At 62.9% G+C, this 4,809-nt stretch carries 5 protein-coding genes and 1 pseudogene; 2 read left to right on the forward strand and 4 right to left on the reverse strand.

Annotation, left to right across the window (positions count from 1 at the left end):
• Window positions 1-389: 389 nt before the first annotated feature.
• Complete coding sequence (locus tag P1J78_RS24105) at window positions 390-1,004, forward strand: NAD(P)H-dependent oxidoreductase (protein WP_275569919.1); 615 nt, start codon at window positions 390-392, stop codon at window positions 1,002-1,004.
• A 163-nt stretch (window positions 1,005-1,167) separates the two neighbouring features.
• On the opposite strand, the gene P1J78_RS24110 is transcribed toward P1J78_RS24105, so the two are convergent.
• Together P1J78_RS24110 and P1J78_RS24115 are read right to left on the reverse strand one after the other, a co-directional pair.
• The gene (locus P1J78_RS24110) at window positions 1,168-2,118 is read right to left on the reverse strand and encodes a 1-phosphofructokinase family hexose kinase (RefSeq protein WP_275569920.1); all 951 of its coding nucleotides are present in this window, start codon (window positions 2,116-2,118) and stop codon (window positions 1,168-1,170) included.
• 63 nt (window positions 2,119-2,181) lie between these two features.
• Window positions 2,182-2,589, reverse strand: a complete 408-nt coding sequence (locus P1J78_RS24115) for a metallopeptidase family protein (protein ID WP_275569921.1) — start codon at window positions 2,587-2,589, stop codon at window positions 2,182-2,184.
• A 193-nt stretch (window positions 2,590-2,782) separates the two neighbouring features.
• On the opposite strand from P1J78_RS24115, the gene P1J78_RS24120 reads away from it, so the two are divergent.
• A complete protein-coding gene (locus P1J78_RS24120) occupies window positions 2,783-3,208 on the forward strand; it encodes a DUF1801 domain-containing protein (protein WP_275569922.1) in 426 nt (141 codons plus the stop codon).
• On the opposite strand, the gene P1J78_RS24125 is transcribed toward P1J78_RS24120, so the two are convergent.
• Together P1J78_RS24125 and P1J78_RS24130 are read right to left on the reverse strand one after the other, a co-directional pair.
• Window positions 3,205-4,155: a P-loop ATPase, Sll1717 family gene (locus P1J78_RS24125; RefSeq protein WP_275569923.1), complete on the reverse strand. Its 951-nt coding sequence runs from the start codon at window positions 4,153-4,155 to the stop codon at window positions 3,205-3,207. The two genes, P1J78_RS24120 and P1J78_RS24125, sit on opposite strands and share 4 nt — an antisense overlap.
• Window positions 4,152-4,809: pseudogene (locus P1J78_RS24130) on the reverse strand (IS630 family transposase); the annotation flags it as partial. The gene P1J78_RS24125 and the pseudogene P1J78_RS24130, both read right to left, overlap by 4 nt.

The raw sequence follows: 4,809 nt of genomic DNA on the forward strand, positions 1-4,809 counted from the left end.
TCGGCGACATCTGCGATCTCTTCGAACCCGACGAATGCTGGAACTACTTCAAGGCCGCAGGATATGCCCACGATTAAACGCACGAAGCTCTAGAAGAAGAAGCGAAATCCCTCGATGCGGAAGACCGTCGGCATAAGTCGTTGCATATCGCGAACGAAGCCGTGAGCCAACGCGCCTCGGTCCTCGCGCGGCTCCGCCGTTCCAACCTTTGAAGCCGCGCGTAGGATGGGTGCTCGCACCCATCGCGCCCCGCACACCGCTCCCCGCGCCACACCCCCGCCCGCAAACGTGCATCCGCGCACAGAACCTTCGGTCTTCCGCACGGAACTTCCCATGGAAGAACAGAATTGAAAGCGTAACTACTCGGCAGGATCCAAGGAGTACGCACAATGACCGCACCGAAAATCGCCATCGTTTTCTACACGACCTACGGCACCAACCATCAGATCGCCCTCGAAGCGCAGAAGGCCGCGAAACAGGCCGGCGCCGAGATCCGCCTGCGCCGCGTGGCCGAGACCGCGCCGAAAGAAGTCGTCGAGGGCCAGGACGCCTGGAAAGCCCAGCTCGACAAGATGCAGGACATCCCCGAGGTCTCCCATGACGACATGATCTGGGCCGACGGCTATTTCTTCATCTCGCCCACCCGCTACGGCAACGTCGCCAGCCAGATGCGCGCCTTCATCGACACGCTGGGCCCGATCTGGCAGGAGGGCAAGCTGGCCAACAAGACCTTCACCGCCTCGACCAGCGCCTCGACGCTGCACGGCGGCCACGAGACCACGCTGCAGGGCCTCTACGCCACGGCGATGCACTGGGGCAGCGTCATCGTCGCGCCGGGCTATACCGACCCGATCCAGTTCGAGACCGGCAACCCCTATGGCTTTTCGATGGTCGCGGGCGAGATCGACGACAAGAGCCGCAAGGCCATCGCGCACCAGTCGCGCCGCCTGGTGGAGATGACCGCGAAGCTCGCGGCCTCCGAGCGGGTGGCCGAACCCGCCTGACGGCCCGGCGCTCCCCGTAGGATGGGTGGTTCCGCGCCGCACCCGCGGCGCGGGTTCACCCATCGCCCACGGTCACCCTGTGCCGCCCGGTGTCCGACCCGTCCTGTTACCGCTATCGCAAGCGATTCCAGGAACTTGCCACCCCGTCCAACCTCGGACGCCCTCAGATTTCCTCCAGCACCGTCTTCTCCAGCAGCCCCTCCGCGACGCCCAGGTCGCACAGCTGGGTTCCCGCCGTCGTACAGGCCGCCGCCGCCGCCGCGACCCCGAATTTCAGGCAATCCGGCAGCCCCTCTCCCCGCGCCGCCGACAGGGCGAAGCCGCCGACGAAGCTGTCGCCGGCCCCGACCTTGCTGACCACCTCGACCCGGGGCGCGACCGCGTGCCAAGCCCCCTCCCTGTTGGCCATCACCGACCCGTCGGCCCCCCGCGCCACGATCACGTTCGAGGCCGCGCCCTTCTCCACCAGGCCCCGGGCGAAGGCCGCCGTGTCGGCCCGGTCGGGCAGGGGCTTGCCGGCCAGCTCCTCCGCCTCGGCATCGTCCATCCGAAGCACATAGACCGCCTCGTGGGTCTGCCGGACCAGGTCGAACAGGGCCGGCCCCGAGGTGTCCACGATCAGCCGCGCCTGCCGGCCGGTCACGTGATGGGCCAGGATCGAGGGGAACTCCTTGGCCACCCCCGGCGGCTGGCTGCCCGAGAGGACCACCATCGTGCCGTCCCCCGTCGACTGGTCGATCGAGGTCAGCCCCCGCTCGACGTCCTTCTCGGTCCAGATCGGGCCCGGCATGACGAAGCGATACTGCTCGTTCGCCTTCAGATCGGTCACGGAAAAGGACAGCCGGGTCTCGCCCGGCCCCTGGAAGGCCACCGTCGGCACCCCCTCCAGCGCCAGGAGCTGCAGCATCTGCGCCCCCGAGCCGCCGCCGATGGCGATCAGGGCCGTCGCCTGCCCGCCCAGCTGCCGCACCGCCCTTGCCACGTTGATGCCGCCGCCGCCGGGGTCGATATGGGGCTCCGAGCAGCGGAGCTTGTGGTCGGGATAGACCTCGTCGGCCGAGGTCGCATAGTCGACGGTCGGGTTCAGGGTGATCGTCAGGATATCGGTGCGCATGGGGCCTCTCGGGGTGATCGGTCGCTCCGGTCATAACCCGGGCCGGGGCGAGGTTCTACCGGCTCACTCCCACCAGCGGTCGATGGCGGCGATATCGGCGTCGGACCAGCCGAAATGATGGGCGATCTCGTGGACGAGGACATGGGCCACGAGGGCGCCGAGGGGCTGGTCGGTCCGGTCGGCCCATTCGTCGAGGATCGGCCGCCGGAAGAGCCAGACCGTGTCGGGCTGCATCGGCTGATCGTAGGTGGATTTCTCGGTCAGGGGGATGCCCTCGTAAAGCCCGGTCAGGCCGAAGGGGTCGTCGATGTCGAGCTCGTCGAGAAGGGCGTCGGAGGGGAACTCCTCGACCCTGAGGGCGACCTCGCGGGCCTTGTCGGCGAAGGGGGCCGGCAGGGCGTCGAGCGCGGCGCGGGCGAGGCGCTCGATACAGGCGAGGTCGGGAGCGGTCCAGTCGGCGGGGTCGGTCATGGGCCGGTTATGGAACGGGCCGGGCGAAAGGGAAAGAGGGAAGTGTCCGAGGTTGGACGGGGGTGTAAGCGGTTGGTTTCGTGGGTGATAGCGGTAACTGTCCGGGTCGGGCGCGGGTGTCCGGACGGGGTGGACTCCGGTGCTTGACCGGCATCGGCGCCGCGGGGAGACTTGGCCGCGGGAGGATCGGCGGATGGCGGAGAACAAGACGCAGGCGACCGGGGCTGACGTGGGGGCGTTTCTCGACCGGGTCGAGCCGCCGCGCAAGCGGGAGGAGGCGCGACGCCTGGACGCGATCTTTCGCGAGGTGACGGGATGGGCGCCGGCGATGTGGGGGCCGTCGATGGTCGGCTACGGGCGGTATCGCTACGTCTATGACAGCGGGCGGTCGGGGGAGTTCCTGGCGACCGGGTTCTCGCCGCGCAAGGCGGCGCATTCGATCTACATCCTGCCGGGATACGCCGATTTCGGGGAGATCCTGGGGCGGCTGGGCAAGCACAAGCTGGGGAAGTCTTGTGTGTACGTGACCAAGCTGGCGGATGTGGACGAGGCGGTGTTGCGGGAGTTGATCCGGGCGGGGCTCAGGGATTTGGGGGAGAGGTGGGAGATTAGGCGCTAATCTTTTACCCCCGTTACTATCTTGCTGGTGAGGCGGAGCGCGCGGCGAAGTCCATAATGGACCGCATATTTCTGGTATAGCCCAACTTTGGGGTCTAGTTGCGTGGCGGACCTTTCTCGAAATGCCCAGTAATCGTCAACAGATCCAAACTCATTCTCAGCTCTCCAGCAAATTATATTAGAAGAATAAAGAATTTGAAGGAACTCATCCGGGTCTTCGACCTTGGGGTCGAGCGACGAATTTGACGGCCCGCTCTTTATTTTATCTATAAATCTCGTATGCGCATCCATGTAGTTTTCGTAGGTTATAATGTCCAGGCGTTGAATCTCGCTAAAAAATCTCTCAATAAGGTCAAACGTGTCGTCTGAAAAGTAGAATCTGGAGAAATCTTTGACTTCTCCATAGAGATAGTCGGAGAACCATTTGAACGATCTTTCGAACCCCTCTCTAGTGACGTATTCCTCGCAGGAGTCCTGAGATTGGCATATATGGAGGGATCTAATTATATCGCGAGGTCGAAACCAAGAAACACGTAGGAACTCTATAAATGAGCGATTCACTTCGTCGCCTGCCTCACGAACTGAAGCGTGTAATACGTCCTTTGAAACATAATGATCCCAAGCGGCGCCTTCCTTGAAATCGCACCCCGATTGTCTTCCTAAGAACCTGTCAGCGAGCTTAAAGAGATCTGATTGCCGGTGATGCTTGTAGGTTGTGTCCCAATTAAGAACAACGGAATTGTCGCTTGCTCTTGCGCTTTGGTTCTGAAGATTCAGCTTGTCAAATATATCGGGGCGAGTCAATAGAACAAATTTTATTCTTTTCTTCCCCTTCATTTTTGGGAATACTCTTTCGTTCAAGTGCAGCGCAGCCCTCGCAAAAGATCTTAGAACCTGCAGAAATTTATCGAACCTAATGTCGTCGGGCTTAGAGCGTTTTCCGATCAATCTGCATCGTATCCGCAGGCGGCGAAGTAGTTCGCGCATTCCTGCGGAGTAAAGCAATCGATGAGCTCGCCGATGACATCCCAGAGCCCTGTCACGGTCCGCACCGCGGCCTTTCTGAGCAGTGCCTTGAGCTTGGCGAAGGCCATTTCTATGGGGTTGAAGTCGGGGCTGTAGGGCGGCAGGAACATCAGCCGCGCGCCTGCCGCCTCGATCATGTCCTGCACCGATGCCCGCTTGTGGCTGGAGAGGTTGTCCATGATCACCACGTCGCCGGGGCGCAGCGCCGGAACCAGGACATGGCGAACGTAAGCCTCGAACCAGTTGCCGTTGATCGGCCCGTCGAGTGTCATCGGCGCGACCATGCCGGATTTGCGCAACCCGGCAACCAGGGTCGTGGTTTTGCGGTGCCCGTGCGGGAAACCCATCCGCAGCCGCTCCCCCCGCTGGCAGCGCCCATGGCTGCGGACCATATTGGTCGCCGTCCACGTTTCGTCGATGAAGACAAGCCGATCCGGATCCAGGTCGAGCTGCCCGTCGAACCAGTCGAGGCGCTGCTTCAGGACGTCCGGACGATCCTGCTCGACGGCGTGACCGGTCTTTTTTTCCTCGTAATCCCGTGCCGTTGGAAGAACCGCCAGAGTGACGAGGTCGAGG

It is taken from the genome of Psychromarinibacter sediminicola (genome assembly GCF_029168335.1).
Taxonomy (GTDB): Bacteria; Pseudomonadota; Alphaproteobacteria; order Rhodobacterales; family Rhodobacteraceae; genus Psychromarinibacter; species Psychromarinibacter sediminicola.

What these genes read in the sequence shown, in the direction of transcription:
- P1J78_RS24105 (WP_275569919.1), top strand. Translation starts at nt 390, where the DNA reads ATGACCGCACCGAAAATCGCCATCGTTTTCTACACGACCTACGGCACC.
- P1J78_RS24110 (WP_275569920.1), bottom strand. Translation starts at nt 2,118, where the DNA reads ATGCGCACCGATATCCTGACGATCACCCTGAACCCGACCGTCGACTAT.
- P1J78_RS24115 (WP_275569921.1), bottom strand. Translation starts at nt 2,589, where the DNA reads ATGACCGACCCCGCCGACTGGACCGCTCCCGACCTCGCCTGTATCGAG.
- P1J78_RS24120 (WP_275569922.1), top strand. Translation starts at nt 2,783, where the DNA reads ATGGCGGAGAACAAGACGCAGGCGACCGGGGCTGACGTGGGGGCGTTT.